This is a genomic window from Pseudomonas salomonii (assembly GCF_900107155.1).
In the GTDB taxonomy this organism is placed as follows: domain Bacteria; phylum Pseudomonadota; class Gammaproteobacteria; order Pseudomonadales; family Pseudomonadaceae; genus Aquipseudomonas; species Aquipseudomonas salomonii.
Window position 1 is genome coordinate 1 of sequence record NZ_FNOX01000010.1, and the last position, 16,100, is coordinate 16,100.

Annotated in this window: 19 protein-coding genes; 8 read left to right on the forward strand and 11 right to left on the reverse strand. The window is 60.8% G+C overall.

The features are described from left to right. The 3 genes from BLV67_RS21850 to BLV67_RS21860 form a co-directional block, all read right to left on the reverse strand. Positions 1-840 (reverse strand): 5-oxoprolinase subunit C family protein (locus BLV67_RS21850; protein WP_074854524.1); only part of this gene is annotated, 840 nt, incomplete at its 3' end. After that, a complete protein-coding gene (locus tag BLV67_RS21855) occupies positions 837-1,715 on the reverse strand; it encodes a 5-oxoprolinase subunit B family protein (protein WP_069788111.1) in 879 nt (292 codons plus the stop codon). The genes BLV67_RS21850 and BLV67_RS21855, both read right to left, overlap by 4 nt. Before the next feature lie 70 nt (positions 1,716-1,785). After that, entirely contained in the window at positions 1,786-2,544 is a 759-nt protein-coding gene (locus tag BLV67_RS21860; RefSeq protein WP_069788112.1) for a 5-oxoprolinase subunit PxpA, read from the reverse strand. A 222-nt stretch (positions 2,545-2,766) separates the two neighbouring features. Between BLV67_RS21860 and BLV67_RS21870 the strand changes: the two genes are divergently transcribed. Beyond that, the gene (locus BLV67_RS21870) at positions 2,767-3,684 is read left to right on the forward strand and encodes a LysR family transcriptional regulator (RefSeq protein ID WP_017137886.1); all 918 of its coding nucleotides are present in this window, start codon (positions 2,767-2,769) and stop codon (positions 3,682-3,684) included. Here the strand turns inward: BLV67_RS21870 and BLV67_RS21875 are convergent. After that, positions 3,681-4,577 (reverse strand): LysR family transcriptional regulator, encoded by an 897-nt coding sequence (locus tag BLV67_RS21875; protein WP_069788113.1) that lies wholly within the window; start codon positions 4,575-4,577, stop codon positions 3,681-3,683. The genes BLV67_RS21870 and BLV67_RS21875 overlap by 4 nt on opposite strands. 106 nt (positions 4,578-4,683) lie before the next feature. Between BLV67_RS21875 and BLV67_RS21880 the strand changes: the two genes are divergently transcribed. Both BLV67_RS21880 and BLV67_RS21885 read left to right on the forward strand, forming a co-directional pair. Next, a complete protein-coding gene (locus tag BLV67_RS21880; RefSeq protein WP_069788114.1) occupies positions 4,684-5,442 on the forward strand; it encodes an SDR family NAD(P)-dependent oxidoreductase in 759 nt (252 codons plus the stop codon). A gap of 50 nt (positions 5,443-5,492) precedes the next feature. After that, a complete protein-coding gene (locus tag BLV67_RS21885; RefSeq protein WP_065932230.1) occupies positions 5,493-6,398 on the forward strand; it encodes a LysR family transcriptional regulator in 906 nt (301 codons plus the stop codon). On the opposite strand, the gene BLV67_RS21890 is transcribed toward BLV67_RS21885, so the two are convergent. Further along, on the reverse strand, positions 6,385-6,825 hold the full coding sequence (locus BLV67_RS21890; protein ID WP_065932231.1) for a multidrug/biocide efflux PACE transporter: 441 nt from the start codon (positions 6,823-6,825) through the stop codon (positions 6,385-6,387). The two genes, BLV67_RS21885 and BLV67_RS21890, sit on opposite strands and share 14 nt — an antisense overlap. An 88-nt stretch (positions 6,826-6,913) precedes the next feature. Between BLV67_RS21890 and BLV67_RS21895 the strand changes: the two genes are divergently transcribed. Further along, positions 6,914-7,768 (forward strand): LysR family transcriptional regulator, encoded by an 855-nt coding sequence (locus BLV67_RS21895; protein WP_065932232.1) that lies wholly within the window; start codon positions 6,914-6,916, stop codon positions 7,766-7,768. A gap of 68 nt (positions 7,769-7,836) precedes the next feature. Here the strand turns inward: BLV67_RS21895 and BLV67_RS21900 are convergent, their stop codons facing one another. The 4 genes from BLV67_RS21900 to BLV67_RS21915 are packed head-to-tail and all read right to left on the reverse strand — an operon-like array spanning position 7,837 to position 10,367. Continuing rightward, positions 7,837-9,057, reverse strand: coding sequence for an RNA polymerase sigma factor (locus tag BLV67_RS21900; RefSeq protein ID WP_069788115.1), 1,221 nt, complete (start codon positions 9,055-9,057; stop codon positions 7,837-7,839). Continuing rightward, on the reverse strand, positions 9,054-9,530 hold the full coding sequence (locus BLV67_RS21905) for an SRPBCC family protein (RefSeq protein ID WP_058421455.1): 477 nt from the start codon (positions 9,528-9,530) through the stop codon (positions 9,054-9,056). Before BLV67_RS21905 ends, BLV67_RS21900 begins: the two co-directional genes overlap by 4 nt. A gap of 30 nt (positions 9,531-9,560) precedes the next feature. After that, positions 9,561-9,905, reverse strand: coding sequence for a YciI family protein (locus BLV67_RS21910; RefSeq protein ID WP_069788116.1), 345 nt, complete (start codon positions 9,903-9,905; stop codon positions 9,561-9,563). A 42-nt stretch (positions 9,906-9,947) separates the two neighbouring features. After that, positions 9,948-10,367, reverse strand: coding sequence for a YybH family protein (locus BLV67_RS21915; RefSeq protein WP_069788117.1), 420 nt, complete (start codon positions 10,365-10,367; stop codon positions 9,948-9,950). 147 nt (positions 10,368-10,514) lie between these two features. Between BLV67_RS21915 and BLV67_RS21920 the strand changes: the two genes are divergently transcribed. From BLV67_RS21920 to BLV67_RS21930, 3 genes are read left to right on the forward strand one after another with little or no spacing between them, the layout of a single operon-like run. Continuing rightward, positions 10,515-11,033 carry a GNAT family N-acetyltransferase gene (locus BLV67_RS21920; protein ID WP_069788118.1) on the forward strand — a complete coding sequence of 173 codons (519 nt, stop codon included), beginning with the start codon at positions 10,515-10,517 and terminating at the stop codon, positions 11,031-11,033. 42 nt (positions 11,034-11,075) lie between these two features. Continuing rightward, on the forward strand, positions 11,076-11,330 hold the full coding sequence (locus BLV67_RS21925; RefSeq protein ID WP_017135431.1) for a helix-turn-helix domain-containing protein: 255 nt from the start codon (positions 11,076-11,078) through the stop codon (positions 11,328-11,330). Further along, positions 11,323-12,531 (forward strand): type II toxin-antitoxin system HipA family toxin, encoded by a 1,209-nt coding sequence (locus BLV67_RS21930; protein WP_069788119.1) that lies wholly within the window; start codon positions 11,323-11,325, stop codon positions 12,529-12,531. The genes BLV67_RS21925 and BLV67_RS21930 overlap by 8 nt, the downstream gene beginning before the upstream one ends. Before the next feature lie 151 nt (positions 12,532-12,682). Here BLV67_RS21930 and BLV67_RS21935 read toward each other — a convergent pair whose 3' ends face one another. After that, positions 12,683-13,165 carry a GyrI-like domain-containing protein gene (locus tag BLV67_RS21935; protein ID WP_065932239.1) on the reverse strand — a complete coding sequence of 161 codons (483 nt, stop codon included), beginning with the start codon at positions 13,163-13,165 and terminating at the stop codon, positions 12,683-12,685. Between the two features lie 195 nt (positions 13,166-13,360). Between BLV67_RS21935 and alaC the strand changes: the two genes are divergently transcribed. Continuing rightward, complete coding sequence (gene alaC, locus BLV67_RS21940) at positions 13,361-14,572, forward strand: alanine transaminase (protein ID WP_069788120.1); 1,212 nt, start codon at positions 13,361-13,363, stop codon at positions 14,570-14,572. Positions 14,573-14,696: 124 nt separating this feature from the next. Here alaC and BLV67_RS21945 read toward each other — a convergent pair whose 3' ends face one another. Next, positions 14,697-16,049 carry a GntP family permease gene (locus BLV67_RS21945; RefSeq protein WP_058421449.1) on the reverse strand — a complete coding sequence of 451 codons (1,353 nt, stop codon included), beginning with the start codon at positions 16,047-16,049 and terminating at the stop codon, positions 14,697-14,699. Positions 16,050-16,100 lie beyond the last annotated feature (51 nt).

Consider the following 16,100-nt stretch of genomic DNA (forward strand, 5'->3'; position numbering starts at 1 on the left):
GGCACTGATCACCGTGCCGATCATCGCGTAGCCGCCACCCGACACCGCATCGCGGTGCAGCACAATCGGCTCCAACCCCGCCGGCACCTGGATCGAACCGATCGGGTAGCAACTGTCAACGATATTAGAAGGGTCCGACCCCGCGCCAAACGGTTGTTCGCGCGGCTGAAAACTCAACGCACTGCCGCCCTTGAAACGGTAGCCGATGCGATCCGCCTCGGAGCCCACGGTCCACGGCTCAGCGAAAAAGCTGCTTTTTGCCGCATCCGTCAGGCGTTCGTAATACAGCCCCGGCACCACGCGCAAGGTCACATCGCCACCGACCGAACGGCGTAAGGCCATGGGCAAACTATTGCCCGCGCGGCCTGTTCCACTGGCCTCGCCGATCGGCAGTTCATCGCCTTCCTGCAAGCGTCGCCCTTCAAACCCACCGAGCGCGCCGAGGGTGTAAGTCGAGCGGCTGCCAAGCACCAACGGCACATCAATGCCACCGGCCACCGCCAGGTACGTGCGCGCGCCGGCCTTGGGAAACTCAAAGCGCAGCACCTGCCCGGCGCGGACCTGAAAGGCGGTGTCCTGATGCACCACTTCGCCGTCCAGACGCGGCGACATCAGCGCGCCACTGAGCGCCACCAATGCGTCCTGGCGAAACTCCAGTTCAGGGCCGATCAGCGTGCATTCCAGACCCGCCGCACCGGCTGGGTTGCCGACCAAATGGTTGGCCGCACTCAACGCGTACTGATCCAGGGCGCCCGAAGGCGGAATGCCCAAGTGGTAATACCCTTCACGGCCCAGGTCCTGCACAGAGGTGGCGAGGCCGGGTTTGAGCACCTTGATCATGCCAGCGCCTCCTGCAGGGTTTTCGGGTAGCCGATGGGGTCGGCGAGAAACGCGTCGAGGGAAAATTCCACCGGGCGGATACGCAGGTCGAAACGCCCTGCCTCCACCTCGGCCACCGCCAGGTCGTAGGCGTCGCGGTCCATCGGTTTGAACTGCACGATGTCACCGGGGCGGAAGAACACCATGTGTTCCTTGAGGTACGCCAACTGCTGCGCCGGGTCGTAGATCGGCGCCGGGGTTACGCCAAACATCTGGTAGCCACCCGCGCCGCGTACCGAGTAAATGCAACCGAAACAGCCGCCATGGCCGAGGGTCAGTTTGGGCGTGTCGGTGCGCGGGCGCAGGTACTTGGGCACCTGCAATTGCCGCTCGCGCTCGACCATCTGGAACATGAACGGCAGGCCCGCCACAAAGCCGACCATCGACACAAACCACGGCGCGCCGCTGTGGGCGGCGATAAACGCGTCCACATCGGCCAGGCCGTTGATGCGTGCAGCGTATTCCAGGTCGGTGCCGCTGGGGTCTTGATGGCGGTCGCGAAAGCGCATCAGGGTTTCGTGGGTCCAGGGGTCGTTGTAGAGCACCGGGATTTCGATGATGCGCGTGTGCAAGGTGCGTTCGGCCACGGCCTGGGCTTCGGCGCTTTGCACCGCGTCGAGCAGCACATGCGGCGCAATACGGTCGGGGTCGAAGCGAATCTGGAACGACGCATTGGCCAGGCACACATCCAGCACGCCCTCCAGCGCCAGGCGCTCTACGGCGCGGGTCACGGCCATGCCTTTGAAAAAGGCTTGCAGGGACATACTGTCGCTGACCTCGGCAAACAGGTGTTCATCACCGCCGAAGCTGTAGCGGATGGGGGTGGTTTCAGCCATGTCTGTTCCTCTTGGAATCATTGTAGAAAGGCAGGCAAAAAGTGCTGTTTCGATCTTTTTATTGGGGTGCTTATTGAGGTGATCTGACTTCAATCCCAGCCTGGTCCAGGGCTTCGCGAGTGGCTTCCACCAACTCCAGCGCGCCGGGCGTGTCGCTGTGCAGGCAGATCGAATCGAATTCGATCAACAGGTCTTCGCCTTCTACGGTTCGCACCCGGCCGGTCTGACACGCACGCAGAACACGCGCCGCAACGGTTGCGGGGTCAAGTGCACGCACATTGCGGGTAAACACAATGGACCCGCTCAAATCGTACTCACGGTCAGCGTAAAACTCGCGCACCACCGGTTGCCCGAGTTCCTTGGCCAGGCGCCAGATCACCGAGTTGGGCATGCAATAGAGCAACAGCGTCGGCTCGATGATTTGCAGGTTCTGCACCAGCAGCCGCGCCGCTTCTTCATCGCGGGCCAGGTGCATGTAGAGCGCGCCGTGGGGCTTGATGTGTTGCAAGCTCACACCTTGGGCACGGGCGATTTCGCGCAGGGCACCGAGTTGGTAAAGGATGTCGTCCACCAGTTCCTGGGCCGGTGCATTGATGTGCCGACGGCCGAAACCCACCAGGTCACGAAAGCCCGGATGCGCGCCGATGCCTACGCCCAGTTGCTTGGCGCGTTCGACGGTGCGGCGCATGGTGCCGGGGTCGCCGGCGTGGAAGCCGGTAGCGATATTGGCTGAGCTGATATAGGCCATCAGGTCAAAGTCGACGCCATCGCCGATGGTCCAGGGGCCGAAGCCTTCGCCCATGTCCGAATTGAAATCCACTGCCTGCATCGAGGTTGCTCCGCCAAAAGGTGATGGCTGAAAGTAGGCTGGGGCTTGACCCCTTGGGAAGATCTATTATCAGATGACCCATCTTCTGAAAAACAGATACCCAAAGATCGTTCCCGCGCTCCGCGTGGGAATGCAGCCCAGGACGCTCCGCGTCCCAAAGCGTGACGCAGAGCGTCACAAGAGGCGTTACCACGCAGAGCGTGGGAACGATCGGAGAAATCCATGTCCCTGACCTTGCGCCAAGTGCGCTACTTCGTCGCCACCGCCGAAATCGGCCAGATTTCCCAGGCCGCCATTCACCTGAACATCTCCCAGTCGGCGGTGACCACCGCGATCAAGGAGCTGGAAGCGATGCTTGGCGTGCAACTGTTCGTGCGCTCGGCCCAGGGCATGAACCTCACCGACGCCGGGCGGCACTTTCTCAACCGCGCCTATGTGATCGTGCGCAGCGTGGATGACGCCCTCAACAGCCCGCTGCCCGACTACCGCGCCAGCGGCGTATTGCGCGTAGCGGCCAGCTACACGGTGTTGGGTTACTTCCTGCCCCATCACCTGCAACGCATGCAACACTGGCACCCGGACGTGACCATCGACGTCTTCGAGCAGGAGCGCCAGGCCATCGAACACGGCCTGCTCGACGGCCAGTTCGACATGGCCGTGGTGCTCACCGCCAACCTGACTCACGCGGATATCGTCTCGGAAATCCTGTTCAACTCCGAACGCCGACTGTGGCTGCCCAGCCATCACCCGTTGTGCGAACGCGGTGCCGTGAGCCTGGCGGATGTGGCGCAAGAGCCTTACATCCTGCTGACCGTCGACGAAGCCGAGCACAGTGCCATGCGTTACTGGGAACAGGCCGGGCAAACGCCGAACGTGCGGTTGCGCACCAGTTCGGTGGAGGCGGTGCGCAGCATGGTCGCCAATGGCAGCGGCGTGGCGATTTTGTCGGACCTGGTGCACCGGCCATGGTCGCTGGAAGGCAAGCGTATCGAAACCCTGACCGTTACCGACCCGGTCACGCCCATGAGCGTCGGCCTGGCCTGGCACCGCGAGCGCGCATTTACCCCGGCGATGCAGGCGTTCCGTGACTACTTCCACGACGCCTTCCTGGCGCCGCAGCAGTTGTCGGCGCGGCGTTAAATACGCGCCTGCAAGGTCGCCGCCAGCCACTCCATGAACACCCGCACCCGCAACGGCAAATGCCGCTGGCCGGCGTAGAGCATGGAAACGTCCAGGGGCGGCGCGAGGTAGTCCGCCAACACCGAAACCAACTCGCCCCTGGCCAATAATTCGCGAACGCCAAGCAGCGGCACCTGGATAATCCCCAAACCGCCGAGACACGCCGCCTGGTAGGCATCGGTGCTGCTGACGGTCACGCGCCCGGCCATGGCCACGCGCTGCACCTTGTTGCCTTGCAGGAATTCAAACCCGGCCGAGCGCGCACCGAGCGGCCGCACGTAGTGCACCAGTTGATGCTGCGCCAGGTCGGCAAGGGTCTCGGGCACGCCATAACGTTGCAGGTACGCGGGGCTTACGCAGTTGACCATCGGCATGCTGCAGACCTTGCGTGCAACCACACTTTGGTCGGGCTGCGCGCCCACGCGCACCACGCAATCAAAGCCTTCAGCAATCACGTCGACCTGGCGATCCGAACTGCTGATTTCCATCTCCACCAGCGGGTGGCGCGCCATAAACGAAGGGAGCTGCGGCATCACCACGCCGCGCGCCATGGCATTGGGCATGTCCACCCGAATGCGCCCGGCCAATTGCGCTTCGTCCTGGCGAAACAGGCCTTCGAGCTCTTCCATGTGCGCGAGCAAATCCTTGCTGCGCTCATACAGCACACGGCCGTCCTGGGTGGCTTGCACGGTGCGCGTGGTGCGCTGCAACAGGCGCGCGCCCAGCAACGTTTCCAGCGCCTGCACATGCTCGGACACGGTGGAGCGCGGCAGGCCCAGGCTCTCGCCGGCCTGGGTGAAACTCGACAGCTCGGTGACGCGCACGAAAGTGCGCAGCAGCTCCAGTTTGTTCATGGGATTGTTCGCCTTATCCGACCAGTGATTCCGATATCAGCTTGTTTATCACGTTATGGGCGGACAAATACACTCAGTCCCACTGATCACCCCTGAGGACTAGCCCATGACTCGTAAAATCGCACTCATCACCGGCGCCAGCCGTGGCCTTGGCAAAAGCGCCGCTTTGCACCTCGCCGCCCAGGGCGTGGATATCATCGGCACCTACCACAGCGCCGCCACCGAAGCCCAAGCGGTAGTAGCACAGGTTGAAGCGCTGGGCGGCCGCGCCGCCATGCTGCAACTGGATGTCAGCCAGAGCGGCAGCTTCGAGGCTTTCGTCGGGCAAATCGCTGCGGTGCTCAAGGACGTTTTCGCCCAGCAACATTTCAACTTTCTAATCAACAACGCGGGCATCGGCGCTCACGCAAGCTTTGCCGACACCACCGAAGAGCAGTTCGACAAACTGGTGGCCATTCACTTCAAGGCGCCGTTTTTCCTCACCCAGAAACTGCTGCCGCTGATCAGCGATGGCGGGCGCATCATCAACATCTCCAGCGGCCTGGCGCGGTTCAGCCTGCCTGGCTACGCCGCCTATGCGTCGATGAAAGGCGCCGTGGAAGTGCTGTCGCGTTATCAGGCCAAAGAACTCGGCCCGCGTGGTATCACCGTCAACACCCTGGCACCCGGCGCGATTGCCACCGATTTCAGCGGCGGCGCAGTGCGCGATAACCCACAGCTGAATGCGATGGTGGCCGACAACACCGCCCTGGGCCGTGCCGGCTTGCCGGACGATATCGGCGGTGCGATTTCGATTCTGCTGGCCGATGGCAGCAACTGGATCACCGGGCAGCGCATCGAAGCGTCGGGCGGCATGTTTCTGTAAGCATTCTGCGCTAGCATCAATGCCTTCAGATCACTGACGGGCAATCACCGATGAGTTTTGATCCAGGCTTGGCCGGCGGCATGGGTGTATTGGCCGCCGTGGTCGACAGCGGCAGCTTTGCCCGCGCCGCCAACAGCCTGGAGATGACGCCTTCGGGGGTCAGCCGGGCGATTTCCCGCCTGGAAAAACGCCTCGGTATTCGCCTGTTCGACCGCACCACCCGCTCGGTGCAATTGACCGACGAGGGGCGACGTTTCTACCAGCAAATCGCCCCGCTGTTGGCCGGGCTGCAAGAGGCTGCCGATTCGGCGGCCGACAGCGCCCTCACCGTGCGCGGGCGTTTGCGGGTGAACATCGACCCGTATTTTTCGCGACTGGTACTCGGCCCGGTACTCGGCGACTTCATGCGCCAATACCCGCAACTGCAACTGGACCTGCACACCCGCGACCAACTCGGCGACCTGGTGGCCGACGGCTTTGACCTGGCCATTCGCTTCGGCATCCCGCAGGCGTCCTCGTTGATCGCCCGCAAGCTGATGGAAGTGCGCGTGCTCACCGTGGCCTCCCCCGCTTACCTTGAGCAATACGGCCGACCCACGATCCCGCAAGACCTGGAAACCGGGCACATGTGCCTGGATTTTCGCGACTCGCAAACCGGTCGCCCGTTTGCCTGGGAATTCCATCGCCCCGGCGAGCAAGTGATGGTGCGCACCAGCGGCCGCTTGGTGGTTAACGACGCCAGCACCTTGTACAGCGTGTGTGAACACGGGCATGCCGTGGCGCAGATGCTCGACCTCGGCCTGGACTCGGCGATCAAGGCCGGCAGCCTGGTGGAGTTGTTTCCCGACTGGCCGGACGAGCGTTTCCCGTTGTACGCCTATTACCCGTCGCGGCATTTGCCCGCCGCCAAGGTGCGGGCATTTCTGGCGTTTGTGGCCTCGCTCAAGCTTGGCTAGGTACACGGGACTGTACGAATTTTTCCCGCAGCACGTCATAACCCCAGTGGTACACGTAGGTGTACGGCAGGAAGAACAACAGCACGCCGATGTCGAGGACGAAGGCTTGCAACAGGCTGATCTTCATCACTGCGGCAATCAACGGCACCGCCAGGATGATCAGGCCGCCTTCGAACAACAGCGCATGCACCACGCGGGTCCTGCCGCCGTCGGGCCAGTGCAGGCGGGCCTTGAGGCGGTCGAACAGGCTGTTGAAAATCACGTTCCAGCTCAGCGCCAACAGGCTGATGCCCAGGGTCACCGCGCCCATTTCCAGGGCCGGCCGGCCGGTGATCCACACCAGCAAGGGTGTACAGATCAATAAGGCCAGCCCTTCAAAACCAATGGCCTGGCACACACGTTCAGTAATCGACTTGGTAGGGTTCATGACCCGGCTCCTTGAGTGACGATGGTTGCCATGATTACCCTTTGACTCGATACTTCATAACTAATAACCATCGATAAAGGCGATAGTCATGGCCTCCAATGAAGTGCTGCAGGCGTTTGTGCAGGCGGCTACCCAGGGCTCTTTTTCAGCGGCAGCTCGCAAGCTGGGTAAAAGCCAGTCCACCGTCAGCGCGGCCGTGGCGAGCCTGGAGATTGACCTGGATGTGCTGCTGTTTGATCGCAGCAGCCGCAAGCCGACGCTTACGCCCGCCGGGCATGTGTTGTTGCTGCGCGCCGAGCAGGTACTGGAGGCCAGCAGCCGCCTGGAGTTGGCGGCCAGTCAGTTGTCACAGGGCCTTGAACCCAAGCTGACCATCGCCATGTCCGATACTTACCAGTCCGACCGCTTTGAGGTCGCCCTCAAGGCCTTTGAACAGCGCCACCCGGACCTTGAGCTGGAATGCCTGATCGCCGAATGCGAAGACCTGATCGCCTTGGTGCAAAGCGGCCGGGCGCAGATTGCGTTTATCGAAAAACAAGACACTTACCCGCCCGACCTGACCGGCGCGCCGGTCGAAGAACGTACCGAAATTGCCCTGTTCGCGGCGCCTACGCACCCGCTGGCCAAGCTGAAGAACATCCCGGCGCAGACCTTGCAGCAACACCGCGAATTGCGCCTGGCCAGCATCATCAACCCGACCGAAACCCGCCCGAGCGGGCGGGTGTGGTCGGCGCCCAGTTACTTGATGCTGATGGAGATGGCGCAGCTGGGGTTTGGCTGGGCCCCGATTCCGCGCTGGTTGGTGGAGCGTTTTGGCGGCGACCACCTGGTCGAACTCAAAGCCCGCAGTTGGCCGCGCTCGGTGGCGGTGGATGCGCTGTGGTCAAGGCACCACCCACCGGGGCCGGCGGGGAGTTGGTTGCTGGGCAAGATGCTGGAGTGATGACCTCCAAACAATGAAGATCAAAACTGTGGAAGCGGGCTTGCTCGCTCCCACAGTTTGCCCTGCGCCTATCCGGGAGATTTGAGTTCGGCCAGGCGCCGCTCTATAAAGCGTTTCTCTGGAATTTGCTGGGTGAGCGTGAGGGCTTTTTCGTAGGCTTCCCGCGCATCTTCAACCCGCCCCAACTGCCGGCAAAACTCCCCGCGTGCCGAATGCGCCAGGTGGTAATCCAGCAAATCCCCACGCTGCAAAATGCCCTCCACCAATTGCAACCCCGCCAATGGCCCCTGCCCCATCGCCACCGCCACCGCCCGGTTCAGCTCGATCACCGGCGACGGCACTTCGCGCAGCAACACATCGTAAAGCCCGACAATTTGCAGCCAGTCCGTGTCCTCAGCCTGGGGCGCTTCGGCATGCACCGCCGCAATCGCTGCTTGCAGGCAGTACGGGCCAAACCGCCGTGTATTCAACGCCTGCTCCACCAATGCGCAGCCTTCAGCAATCAAGGACGCGTCCCACACTGCGCGGTTCTGTTCATGCAATAACACCAACTCACCGTCGGCCGAGGTGCGCGTTGCTCGGCGCGACTCGTGCAGCAGCATCAGCGCCAGCAGGCCCATGACTTCCGGTTCGGGCAGCAACTCCAGCAGCAAGCGCCCCAAACGAATAGCTTCGCGGGTCAGGTCTTCGCGGGTGAGGTCGGCGCCCATGGATGCCGAATAGCCCTCGTTGAACACCAGGTAAACCACGCGCAATACGCTGCCCAGACGCTCGGGCAACGCGTCCAGGGTTGGCACCTGGTAGGGGATTTTCGCTTCGCGGATCTTGCCCTTGGCGCGCACGATGCGCTGGGCGATGGTGGTGGGCGTGGCCAGAAAGGCGCGGGCGATTTCTTCGGTGGTGAGGTCGCAGATCTCGCGCAAGGTCAGCGCCGCCTGGGCGTCGGGGGCCAGCGCCGGGTGGCAGCAGGTGAAGATCAGGCGCAGGCGGTCGTCTTCCACGTCTTCCTCACTCCATTCAGCCGCTTCCAGCGTGTCGGCCTGCTCCTGTAATAACGGGGTGAAACGTGCCTGACGGCGCAGGCGGTCGATGGCTTTGAAGCGGCCGGTGGAGACCAGCCAGGCCCTTGGATTGTCCGGCACACCGTCTTGCGGCCAGCGCTGCACGGCAATTAAAAACGCCTCGTGCAGCGCCTCTTCAGCCAAGTCGAAATCACCCAGCAAGCGAATCAGCGTCGCCAGTACGCGGCGTGATTCGCTGCGGTAAATCGTCTCGACCTGCGGGGTCAATCGGGCATGCCCTGGGTCACCAGCGTCACCAGGCGGTCGAGGCTCTGGCCCCAGCCGTCATGAAAACCCATGGCTTCGTGGGCCTGTTTGTCGGCTTCGCTCCAATGCCTGGCGCGGGCGGTGTAGCGGGTCTTGCCGTCGACGGCTTCGAAGGTTACTTCGGCGGTCATGAACGGCTTGCCGGACGGGACCCAGCCCGGCGCATAGGCATCGGTAAACACCAGCCGGCTCGGCGCCTCGATTTCCAGGAACACGCCAGAAGTCGGGTACTCGGCGCCATCCGGCGCGCGCATCAAGGTGCGAAACAGGCCACCGACCCACAGGTTCATTTCGCACTCCGGCGTGGTCATGCCGTGTGGGCCCCACCATTGCTGCAACAACTCGGGCGTGGTCCAGGCGCGAAATACCTTGCTTGGCGGTGCGTCGATCAAACGGCTGATGGACAGTTCAAATTCAGCGGGTTGGGTATTCATGGGTAAACCTCCTTCTTGTGATTATTGTGTTCAGAGATTCAATTGACGCACGGGGCGCACTTCCACACTGCCGACCCGGGCCGCCGGTATGCCGCCAGCGACCTGGAGCGCTTCGTTCAGGTCCTTGGCCTCAATCAGGTAAAACCCGGCGAGCTGCTCCTTGGTTTCGGCAAACGGCCCGTCGGTGATCGACAGCTTGCCGTTGCGCATGCGCACGGTGGTGGCGCTGCTCACCGACTCCAGCGGCTCGGCGGCGAGCATGCGGCCGCTGGCCTGGACGGCCTCGGCGTAGGCAAAGCACTCCGGGTCCGCCGGGCTGTCGGGCGAGGTGTGCAACACCGCTTCGTTGCTGTAGATCAGGCAGAGGTATTTCATGGCGCTCTCCGTTTTCGGACTACTGACTATAGTTCGTGGCGGTCAAGGTTTCAGGTCGAACAATGCCGTGCCGCTTTCCATGTCGAACGGCGCCGACCAGTGCTCATGCACCACCTTCCACTGCCCGTTGATGCGCCGGTAACCGGCGGTCACGCGCATCCAGCACGCCTTCACCACGCCGTCCGGCCCGGCGCCGCCGCAGTGCGCCAGCCAGTGGGCAAACGCGCTGTCGGGTGCCTCGACGATATGCAGCTCATGAAACTCGAAAATGCCCGGGCCGGGGCAGTGCTTCATGCATTCTTCCCAATGGGCGCGGTAGGCGGCCTTGCCTTTGAATTGCAGTGCGGTGACGGCATCGAACGAGACGATATCGTCGGCGTAATAGCTGACAATTTTGTCGATATCACGATCAAGTACGGCTTGTTTCCATTGCTCGATCAGGGTGTTGATTGCAGTGCTCATGGCGATACTCCTGGGGGTTGGAAATCACAAAGGACACCCCTAGTCGAATGGGCTTTGGGCAAATCGACACACCGTTGAAAAATAATTTCGCCTACGCCAAACCCGCTAGAATCCCCGCCTCTTTGTAGGATTTCGGATGCGCCCCCGATGGAAACCCGCCTCGTCACCTATGAGACGCTGAGCCTTGTGCAAAAACAGCAGCTCGACACCCTGCAAGTACATCCCGAGCAACTGGCGTATTCCGGCGATATCTACTGCGCGCTCAACAGCCTGCTGGTCAACCCCAAGCCCGGCGCGATCAAAGGTTTTGCGCTGCTGGCCGACGAAACGCCCGTGGCCTTCCTGCTGCTCAAACGCCCGCCCTGCCTGCCCCATTGGGCCGATGAACACAGCGCAACGCTGCACGCGTTGCAGGTGGACCGGCATCAGCAAGGGCGCGGGTTTGGCAGAGCCTGCCTGCAAGCATTGCCGGCCGTGGCCCTGCAGGCGTGGCCGCAGATCAAGGCGCTGGAGTTGTCGGTGGACACGGACAATGTGGCGGCGATGGGGTTGTATCTGGCGGCTGGCTGGGTGGACAGCGGGGAGGCGTATAAGGGGCGGGTCGGGTATGAGCGTAGGTTGAGTTGGGTGTTTGGTCGGGATAGCATTGACAGCTTAAAAATGTAACGTATATATGACTTAAACAATCAAAAGTAATGAATACGTGACATGGACACTTCGATTATCACCCAACGCTTAGGCCAACAAGTTCGCTCCATGCGCCTCAACCGTGGCTATACACAAGCGGACTTGGCGAAACTTGCGGGCGTTACCCGGCAAAAACTGATCGAAATCGAGAAGGGCAGCCTCTCTGTTTCCATGAATGCCTATGCTCGCGTGATCGCCGCCCTGGGCAGTGAGGTCAAATTAGTGCCAGTGACCCTGCCGACACTTGAAGAGTTAGAGGACTTGTTCAATGAATAGCCCCGCTCTTAGCGTTCATACGCCTCAAGGCGACAGCGGCAGCGTAATGGTGGGCGCTGATGATTACCTGTTTCGCTACGACGCTAAGGCACAGGCCCAAAGCGCTATCAGCCTTACCATGCCCGTGCGCGCAGAAGAATATCGCCGCCGCGAATTGCATCCAATCTTTCAAATGAATTTGCCCGAAGGCTACGTACTGGAACAATTGCGTAACCGTCTGGCTAAAACGGTAAAAGTGGACCCGATGCTGTTACTGGCCTTATCAGGTAGCAGTGCACCGATTGGCCGGGTTTTCGTGATTTCCGATCAGATAAACGAACTAATTCAACGCAACGGTCCGCCCGCAAACGGAGAGAGCCTGGCAGAAATTCTCGCGTGGGACGGAGCGCAAGACCTGTTCGCCGACTTGGTGGACCGTTACATTCTGCGAGCGGGCATTTCTGGCGTGCAGCCCAAAGTGCTGGTGCCAGAAAAACCTCAAACTCCCGAGCACAAATTCACCTCTAAAACCAACGACCTGATTATCAAGAGCGGGCGTGATGAGTTTCCGGGCTTGGCCATCAATGAATACCTGTGCATGTCTATTGCGCGGGATGCAGGCCTGCCCGTGCCGCCGTTTTATCTGTCGCAAAACCATAAGCTTTTCATCATGCGGCGCTTTGATCGCGACGCGCAGCTCAACCCGCTGGGTTTCGAAGATATGACCACACTGATGGGCCTGTCTGCCGAACAGAAATACACCAAGAGCTATGCCGCCATCGCCAAGGCTGTACGCGCGTTTTGCTCACCGGAAAACCAACGCAGCTCGTTGGACCAATTGTTCGATAGCGTGGCTTTGAGTTGCATCGTGGGAAATGGCGATGCTCACCTGAAAAACTTCGGTGTGCTCTACAGTGACCCGATTAAATTTGACGCGCGCCTGGCCCCGGCTTACGACATCGTGAATACCACCGCCTATATCCCTGAAGACACACTTGCGCTGGACCTGTCCGGCAACAAATCAATATTTGCCTCACGTTTGGGCATCCTTGAGTTTGCAAAAACCTGCGAGATCGAAAAACCTGAGGCGCGTATTCAGGCACTGCTGCAAACCCTTGAGGTCGTGCTCAAGCGCGAAGACGAATACTGTCGGTTAGCGCCTGACGTTGCAAAAGCCATTCGACAATCCGCTCAGAGCTACCAGCAGAGCTTCGGTGGCTGAATGCTTCTGTACTCATCCAAGGACAAGGTGGTGACTATGCTGACAACCCTCGAACAACTCGAAACCCTCTACGGCCTGCCCCACGAAGTCCGAAGCACCTTGTATTGATACCTCAGTCGGCACCGATTTACCGGTGCCGACAGCACCGCCGTCAGCCCTTTTCGCCAACCGGCAGCCAGATCTCCACCGTCCCCGTGCCCTTGTGCGCGTCGAAATCGGCGCTGTAGCGCTCGAAATCCGCGCCCATCACCTTGTAGCCCGAGTGCGGTAACCACTCGAACATGATGCGTTCGTAGGTTTGCTCAAGTGCCTGCACCGGCCCGTAATGTGGGAACACGGCATAGTTGAGCGGCGCAATTTCGATGAACTCGAAGTTGCTCGGCACGTCGCTTTTAGTCGGGACTTCAACCCCGGCCATGTAGTCGAATTCGCCATGGTGGGGGTTATGGCACACACCATAGGTCACGCCCCCGACGCGCTTTTTGATGTCTTTGACGCAAGTGTTGAACAAATCCCACAGCTTTGGGATATCACCCACTGTGGCCTTCGAATAACGCCCTTGTACCCCGGCGATTACCAAGGCTTTACCGGCTTCCATGCGTGGCTCTAACGGTTGTTTTGTCTGCTGATCCATACGAACAGTCTCCTTCTTATGAGGGAACAAACCCGCGTCGAGTATAGGGGCATATCCACGCCTTACTCCAAGTAGAAATTTTTCCTACGCATCTGGACAACTGGCCATCATCGACCGTATTGTCTGCCCCGCAGGCCACCGCAGTGGCCGACGTCGCTCGGACGGTTCCGGGCGCTTACGTACCTCGAGGCAACAATGGCAGACCAAGGTTCGCCGCGCCGCTTTGCGCGCATAGATCGACTCCCCCCTTACGTTTTTAATATCACTGCCGAGCTGAAGATGGCTGCGCGTCGGCGCGGCGAAGACATCATCGACTTGAGCATGGGTAACCCTGACGGCGCCACGCCTCCACACATTGTGGAAAAAATGGTCACCGTCGCCCAGCGTGAAGACACCCACGGTTATTCCACTTCCAAAGGCATTCCGCGTCTGCGCCGGGCCATTTCGCGCTGGTACAAAGACCGCTACGAAGTGGATATCGATCCGGAAACGGAAGCCATCGTAACCATCGGTTCCAAGGAAGGCCTGGCGCACTTGATGCTGGCCACCCTCGACCAGGGCGACACGGTGTTGGTGCCGAACCCGAGCTACCCGATTCACATCTACGGTGCCGTGATTGCCGGCGCCCAGGTGCGTTCGGTGCCGCTGGTGCCGGGCGTGGATTTTTTCGCCGAGCTGGAACGGGCGATTCGTGGCTCGATCCCCAAGCCGAAGATGATGATCCTCGGCTTCCCGTCCAACCCCACCGCGCAGTGCGTGGAACTGGACTTCTTCGAACGCGTGATCGCCCTGGCCAGACAGTACGACGTACTGGTGGTGCACGACCTGGCCTACGCGGACATCGTCTACGACGGCTGGAAAGCCCCCTCGATCATGCAAGTGCCGGGCGCCAAGGACATTGCGGTGGAGTTTTTCACCCTGTCCAAGAGTTACAACATGGCCGGCTGGCGCATCGGCTTTATGGTCGGCAACCCGGAACTGGTCAACGCCCTGGCGCGGATCAAGAGCTACCACGACTACGGCACCTTCACCCCGCTGCAAGTGGCGGCGATTGCGGCGCTGGAAGGCGATCAGCAGTGCGTGAAAGACATTGCCGAACAGTATCGCCAGCGCCGTAACGTGCTGGTCAAAGGCCTGCATGAACTGGGCTGGATGGTGGAAAACCCCAAGGCATCAATGTACGTCTGGGCCAAGATCCCTGAGCAGTATGCGGCCATGGGCTCGCTGGAATTTGCCAAGAAGCTGCTGCTGGAGGCGAAGGTGTGCGTGTCGCCGGGAATCGGCTTTGGTGAGTATGGGGATGATCATGTGCGCTTTGCGCTGATCGAAAACCAGGACCGGATTCGCCAGGCGGTGCGCGGGATTCGCGGGATGTTCCGAGCGGATGGGTTAGTCACTAAAGCCTGAGGCGCAATGATCGTTCCCACGCTCCGCGTGGGAATGCAGCACGGGACGCTCTGCGTCCCCAAGCGTGACGCAGAGCGTCACAAGAGGCATTCCCACGCGGAGCGTGGGAACGATCAGTCAGTGATTACACCACCAACGACAGCAGCATGATAAAGATCAGCGCCACCACCGACAGAATGGTCTCCATCGCCGTCCAGGTCTTGAACGTCTCGACCACGGTCATATTGAAGTACTGCTTCACCAGCCAGAACCCCGCATCGTTGACGTGAGACAACACCAACGAACCCGCCCCCGTCGCCAACACCAGCAGCTCACGGTTAACCCCTGGAATCATGCCCACCACCGGCACCACAATGCCTGCGCCGGTAATGGTCGCCACCGTCGCAGAGCCTGTGGCCACACGAATCACCGCCGCCACCAGCCACGCCAGCAGAATCGGGTTGATCTGCGCGTTCACTGCCATATGGCCGATCACGTCACCCACGCCGCTGGTCACCAGCATCTGCTTGAAACCACCACCGGCGCCGATGATCAGGATGATCGCAGCGGTCGGCGCCAGGCTGGCGTCGAGCAGCTTGAGAATTTGCTTGGAGTGAATGCCCTGGCGATGGCCAAAGGTGTACAGCGACAACAGCAATGCCAGCAGCAACGCGGTGATCGGGTGACCGATCATGTCCATCCAGTTGCGGATGGCGTGGCCGTCCGGCAGCGCGACGTCGGCGAAGGTTTTGAGCAGCATCAGGAACACCGGCAGCAGCACGGTGATCAGGGTGATGCTGAAGCTCGGCAGGCTTTTGGATTCCGGCTCGCGGGCCAGTTGGTCGACCAGTTCCTGGGACGGGTTGCCCGGAATGTACTTGGCAATAAACGTACCGAAAATCGGCCCGGCAATGATGGCGGTCGGCAGTGCGACGATCAGGCCGTACAGGATGGTTTTGCCGATGTCCGCGCCAAACACGCCGATGGCCAGCAGCGGGCCAGGGTGTGGTGGCACCAGGCCGTGTACCGCCGAGAGGCCTGCGAGCAGCGGGATGCCGATCTTGATCAGCGACACGCCGGTACGGCGCGCGACGATAAACACCAGCGGAATCAGCAGTACAAAGCCGATCTCGAAGAACAGCGGGATGCCCACCAGAAACGCGGCAAACATCATGGCCCACTGGACTTTCTCTTTGCCGAAGGCGCGGATCAGCGTTTGCGCGATCTGATCGGCACCGCCGGATTCGGCCATCATTTTGCCGAGCATCGTGCCCAGCGCGAGGATGATGCCGACAAACCCGAGCACGCCGCCAAAACCGTCCTGGAACGCCTTGATGATCTTGTCCACGGGCATGCCCGAGGTCAGGCCGAGGAAGCCGGCCGCGATGATCAGTGCAATGAACGGGTGCACCTTGAACTGGGTGATCAGAACGATCAACCCGATGATTGTGACCACTGCGTCTAGCAGCAGGTAGGACTCGTGGGACATGCCAAACATGGGGGGTCTCTCCTGTTTGTTGTTGTTATTAAAGCGGGTATTGAATGTTTC

What these genes read in the sequence shown, in the direction of transcription:
- BLV67_RS21855 (WP_069788111.1), bottom strand. Translation starts at nt 1,715, where the DNA reads ATGGCTGAAACCACCCCCATCCGCTACAGCTTCGGCGGTGATGAACAC.
- BLV67_RS21860 (WP_069788112.1), bottom strand. Translation starts at nt 2,544, where the DNA reads ATGCAGGCAGTGGATTTCAATTCGGACATGGGCGAAGGCTTCGGCCCC.
- BLV67_RS21870 (WP_017137886.1), top strand. Translation starts at nt 2,767, where the DNA reads ATGTCCCTGACCTTGCGCCAAGTGCGCTACTTCGTCGCCACCGCCGAA.
- BLV67_RS21875 (WP_069788113.1), bottom strand. Translation starts at nt 4,577, where the DNA reads ATGAACAAACTGGAGCTGCTGCGCACTTTCGTGCGCGTCACCGAGCTG.
- BLV67_RS21880 (WP_069788114.1), top strand. Translation starts at nt 4,684, where the DNA reads ATGACTCGTAAAATCGCACTCATCACCGGCGCCAGCCGTGGCCTTGGC.
- BLV67_RS21885 (WP_065932230.1), top strand. Translation starts at nt 5,493, where the DNA reads ATGAGTTTTGATCCAGGCTTGGCCGGCGGCATGGGTGTATTGGCCGCC.
- BLV67_RS21890 (WP_065932231.1), bottom strand. Translation starts at nt 6,825, where the DNA reads ATGAACCCTACCAAGTCGATTACTGAACGTGTGTGCCAGGCCATTGGT.
- BLV67_RS21895 (WP_065932232.1), top strand. Translation starts at nt 6,914, where the DNA reads ATGGCCTCCAATGAAGTGCTGCAGGCGTTTGTGCAGGCGGCTACCCAG.
- BLV67_RS21905 (WP_058421455.1), bottom strand. Translation starts at nt 9,530, where the DNA reads ATGAATACCCAACCCGCTGAATTTGAACTGTCCATCAGCCGTTTGATC.
- BLV67_RS21910 (WP_069788116.1), bottom strand. Translation starts at nt 9,905, where the DNA reads ATGAAATACCTCTGCCTGATCTACAGCAACGAAGCGGTGTTGCACACC.
- BLV67_RS21915 (WP_069788117.1), bottom strand. Translation starts at nt 10,367, where the DNA reads ATGAGCACTGCAATCAACACCCTGATCGAGCAATGGAAACAAGCCGTA.
- BLV67_RS21920 (WP_069788118.1), top strand. Translation starts at nt 10,515, where the DNA reads ATGGAAACCCGCCTCGTCACCTATGAGACGCTGAGCCTTGTGCAAAAA.
- BLV67_RS21925 (WP_017135431.1), top strand. Translation starts at nt 11,076, where the DNA reads ATGGACACTTCGATTATCACCCAACGCTTAGGCCAACAAGTTCGCTCC.
- BLV67_RS21930 (WP_069788119.1), top strand. Translation starts at nt 11,323, where the DNA reads ATGAATAGCCCCGCTCTTAGCGTTCATACGCCTCAAGGCGACAGCGGC.
- BLV67_RS21935 (WP_065932239.1), bottom strand. Translation starts at nt 13,165, where the DNA reads ATGGATCAGCAGACAAAACAACCGTTAGAGCCACGCATGGAAGCCGGT.
- alaC (WP_069788120.1), top strand. Translation starts at nt 13,361, where the DNA reads ATGGCAGACCAAGGTTCGCCGCGCCGCTTTGCGCGCATAGATCGACTC.
- BLV67_RS21945 (WP_058421449.1), bottom strand. Translation starts at nt 16,049, where the DNA reads ATGTTTGGCATGTCCCACGAGTCCTACCTGCTGCTAGACGCAGTGGTC.